This is a genomic window from Methylocucumis oryzae (genome assembly GCF_000963695.1).
Lineage (GTDB): Bacteria > Pseudomonadota > Gammaproteobacteria > Methylococcales > Methylomonadaceae > Methylovulum > Methylovulum oryzae.
Genome location: NZ_LAJX01000251.1, coordinates 1 through 4,002, shown reverse-complemented (window position 1 = coordinate 4,002; position 4,002 = coordinate 1). Strand labels below are relative to the sequence as shown.

4 protein-coding genes and 1 pseudogene are annotated in these 4,002 nt (G+C 44.6%); all 5 read left to right on the top strand.

Going from position 1 to position 4,002, the window contains the following annotated elements; translation table 11 throughout:
• The first annotated feature begins 286 nt into the window (after positions 1-286).
• The 5 genes and pseudogenes from VZ94_RS19135 (at position 287) to VZ94_RS19120 (ending at position 3,958) form a co-directional block, all read left to right on the top strand.
• Positions 287-760: a Uma2 family endonuclease gene (locus VZ94_RS19135; protein WP_045780457.1), complete on the top strand. Its 474-nt coding sequence runs from the start codon at positions 287-289 to the stop codon at positions 758-760.
• A gap of 25 nt (positions 761-785) precedes the next feature.
• Positions 786-971: a hypothetical protein gene (locus VZ94_RS19130; RefSeq protein ID WP_439097753.1), complete on the top strand. Its 186-nt coding sequence runs from the start codon at positions 786-788 to the stop codon at positions 969-971.
• On the top strand, positions 959-1,060 hold the full coding sequence (locus VZ94_RS33360; protein WP_439097752.1) for a hypothetical protein: 102 nt from the start codon (positions 959-961) through the stop codon (positions 1,058-1,060). The genes VZ94_RS19130 and VZ94_RS33360 overlap by 13 nt, the downstream gene beginning before the upstream one ends.
• A pseudogene (pqqE, locus tag VZ94_RS19125) lies at positions 1,038-2,176 on the top strand (pyrroloquinoline quinone biosynthesis protein PqqE). The gene VZ94_RS33360 and the pseudogene pqqE overlap by 23 nt, the downstream one beginning before the upstream one ends.
• Before the next feature lie 234 nt (positions 2,177-2,410).
• Positions 2,411-3,958 carry a 2-isopropylmalate synthase gene (locus VZ94_RS19120; protein ID WP_045780456.1) on the top strand — a complete coding sequence of 516 codons (1,548 nt, stop codon included), beginning with the start codon at positions 2,411-2,413 and terminating at the stop codon, positions 3,956-3,958.
• Positions 3,959-4,002 lie beyond the last annotated feature (44 nt).

Genomic DNA, 4,002 nt, shown 5'->3' with positions numbered 1-4,002 from the left:
GCGCTAACTGTTATGCTGTTGATATGACTATTAATGAACAACGCGCATGATCTCAATGCTCTTATTGCTTGTGCGCCCATATTTCGTTGGGCACCATCTTGGCGATATTCAACCTCAACTCGCATCTGCGTGTCCGAATTCCAGTATTAAGGCAGAGCGGATATTTGCTTGTGGTTTAGTCATTTCGCTTGATCATACCGGAAAGATTGTAGCGGTTGACAGTCAATGAGTTTTAACTTTTCAGCCGTTAGTTTATAACAATCTATTGTTACGTTAAGGGAATTTTATGGAATGGTCAGAAGTCATCACAAGCCCTTATTTTAAAGACTTGCCGTTTAAAATAGAGTTAAACCGCTATGGCAAAGTAGAAATGACACCGGCATCAAACAAACATGGCCGTATGCAGACCTATATTGCTGCACTGCTAGAACGCAAATTAAAAAAAGGCCAAGCAATCACCGAATGTTCGGTACAAACGGAACATGGTGTTAAAGTCGCTGATGTGGCTTGGTGTTCCGACGCGTTTATCAGACAATATGGTTATGAAACGCCTTATTCTCATGCACCAGATATTTGTATAGAAATCGTATCGCCGTCTAATTCCAAAGAAGAAATGCGTAACAAAGTCGGTTATTACTTACAAGCTGGTGCTAGCGAAGTTTGGGTCGTTTGGGAAAATGGTATTGTTGAATACTATGATGCCCAAGGTCTTAAGACGCAATCGAGTTTTGGCGTCACGCTGGCTCTTCCCATCAACTAACAACTAACGTATTAGCAAATCTCTCATGACCATTAATCCTGAAGCCTTAATTAAATTTTCGTCGACTCATAGGTTGCAATGGGAAGATGCCCAGCAAAAATATGTGATTTTATATCCTGAGGGCATGGTTGAGCTTAACCAAAGTTCGGCGGAAAATTTTAAAAGTGCTGCGATGGAGCGCATACATTGCCGCAGATTGTGGAAATCCTAGAGACTAAATTTCAAACCCAAGGCTTAACTAATGATATTACAGCCTTTATCGATGTCGCATTAAAAAATGGCTGGGTGCAGTATGCATAAAATCACACCACCGCGCTGGTTACTAGCCGAGCTGACTTATGCTTGCCCATTGCAATGCCCGTATTGCTCGAATCCATTAGATTATGCAGCGCATAACACGGAACTAAGCACTGAAGATTGGCAGCGAGTATTAACCCAGGCGCGTCAAATGGGAGCGGTGCAACTCGGTTTTTCCGGTGGTGAGCCGTTGATACGCAAGGATTTGACCGAGTTGGTGCAATATGCCAGAGAATTAGGCTATTACTCCAATTTAATCACTTCAGGTTATGGCTTAACTGAAGACAAAGTCGTTGAGCTAAAACAAGCCGGGTTAGATCATATTCAAGTCAGCATTCAAGCCAGCTCTAAAGAATTAAATGATTTTTATTGCCGGTACGGAGTCGTTCGAGCATAAAAAGCAAGTGGCGCGATGGGTTAAAAAACATGGCTATCCTATGGTGTTATGTGTAGTTCTGCACAGAGCGAATATCGAGCAAATGCCGGAAATTTTTAGCGATGGCGGAAGAGTTGGGCGCGGATTATTTAGAGCTCGCCAATACGCAATATTATGGTTGGGCGCATGTGAACCGTAATGCGTTATTGCCAACTAAAGAACAATTCCAACAAGCCGAAGCCATCGCACAAGCGTTTAAAGAAAAGGTTGCCGGTAAAATGAAAATTTATTACGTCGTACCGGATTTTTACGAAGACAGGCCGAAAGCCTGTATGAACGGCTGGGGGACGACATTTTTAACCATAGCACCCGACGGCATGGCCTTACCGTGCCATTCTGCGCGGTTATTACCGGGTTTGGATTGCCCGAATGTCAAAGATTTTAGTATTGAACAAATCTGGCGTGAGTCCAAAGCCTTTAATTTCTTTCGTGGCTTCGACTGGATGCGGGAGCCATGCTTAAGCTGCGAAGAAAAAACCAAAGATTTTGGCGGCTGTCGTTGTCAAGCGTACTTGCTCACAGGCGATATGTATAACACTGACCCGGTCTGTAGCAAGTCACCTAAGCATGGCGTAATGCACGAGGCGATACAACAAGCGCAATGTAATAGTCAGGGCGAACAACCGCTTATTTTTAGGAATAGTAAAAATTCCAAGCAGTTTAGTCAGACTAAACCCAGCTAAAATTCCTTGCCGATCCGCTATCATTCAGGTATAGTCCAGCGCATGAACCATTCATCCTCTCCCATTTTAGCAATAGTACCTACCGGATTTCATTCGGTCAGCCTCTATTTGTTCTTCGTGTTACCCCTCTTATTAACATTACTGCCCTAGTGGGCAGACATTAGTTTCTTATCATTATCACACTGTCATTTTTATCAGCGCCAGCGCTGAGATAAGCTAACGTTTGGAGTTAACATGAAAGAACAATTGATTATTTTTGATACGACCTTGCGCGATGGTGAACAGAGTCCCGGCGCATCGATGACCCGCGATGAAAAAAAAGTCAGAATCGCTAAAGCTTTAGAGCGTTTGCGGGTAGACGTGATTGAAGCTGGTTTTCCAGCAGCCAGCCCAGGCGATTTTGAAGCCGTGCAGGCAGTGGCGAAAGTAATTAAAGACAGTACCGTATGTGGTTTGTCCAGAGCCTTAGATAACGACATTGATCGGGCCGGTGCCGCGCTTAAAGACGCGAGCCGTTCACGGATTCACACGTTTATTGCAACGTCACCGATTCACATGCAAATGAAACTGCATATGACGCCAGAGCAGGTCATTGAGCATGCAGTACGCGCAGTTAAACGCGCACGGCAATACACCGATGATGTCGAATTTTCGCCAGAAGATGCGGGTCGTTCTGAAGAGGACTTTTTGTGCCGTATTTTAGAAGCCGTCATTGATGCCGGTGCAAGAACGTTAAATATCCCCGATACCGTGGGCTACAGCGTACCGCAACAATTCGGCGCTACCATAGCCAATTTGATTCATCGTATACCGAATTCAGATAAAGCGATTTTTTCCGTGCATTGTCATAATGATTTAGGGCTAGCGGTGGCTAATTCATTGGCAGCGGTTATGAATGGCGCTAGACAAGTCGAATGTACGATTAACGGTTTGGGCGAGCGTGCAGGCAATGCGTCGTTAGAAGAAGTCGTGATGGCTGTGCGTACGCGGCAAGATGTTTTCGCGTGTCAAACGCGTATTGAAACGCGGGAAATTTTGACCTGTTCTAAGCTGGTGTCGTCCATAACGGGTTTTCCAGTGCAGCCGAATAAAGCCATTGTCGGTGCGAATGCGTTTGCTCACGAAGCAGGCATTCATCAAGACGGCGTGTTGAAAAGCCGCGAGACTTACGAAATCATGCGTGCTGAAGACGTTGGTTGGTCTGCTAATCGTATGGTTTTAGGCAAGCATTCTGGCAGAAACGCATTTAAAACTCGCATGAACGAATTAGGCATTGAGTTTAATTCGGAAGAAGAGATTAATGATGCCTTTTCTCGCTTTAAGCAATTAGCCGATAAAAAACACGAAATTTTCGACGAAGATTTGCAAGCGTTGATTTCAGAAGTTGGCTTTGAAGCCGAAGACGAATTTGTCAAGCTTGTGTCGTTGAGAGTCTGCTCAGAAACAGGCGAAGTGCCTAATGCACAAGTAACGCTGAGAGTGGATAATAAAGAAGTTACCGGTAATAGTGAAGGTAGCGGTGCCGTCGATGCCAGCTTTAAAGCGATAGAAAAACTAGTGCAATCAGAGTCTGTTTTGGCGTTGTATTCAGTGAATAACATCACTAATGGTACTGACTCTCAAGGCGAGGTTACGGTTAGGTTGGAAAAATCAGGCCGTATTGTGAATGGCTTAGGTGCGGATACCGATATTGTTATCGCTTCGGCTAAAGCATACATCAATGCGGTGAATAAACTGCAATCACCTGATCAACGGCAACATCCTCAAAAGACTGAAGTTTAATTGACTGACGCCACGTCTAAACGACGTGGCGTTACATCTCCTAG

What these genes read in the sequence shown, in the direction of transcription:
- VZ94_RS19135 (WP_045780457.1), top strand. Translation starts at nt 287, where the DNA reads ATGGAATGGTCAGAAGTCATCACAAGCCCTTATTTTAAAGACTTGCCG.
- VZ94_RS19130 (WP_439097753.1), top strand. Translation starts at nt 786, where the DNA reads ATGACCATTAATCCTGAAGCCTTAATTAAATTTTCGTCGACTCATAGG.
- VZ94_RS19120 (WP_045780456.1), top strand. Translation starts at nt 2,411, where the DNA reads ATGAAAGAACAATTGATTATTTTTGATACGACCTTGCGCGATGGTGAA.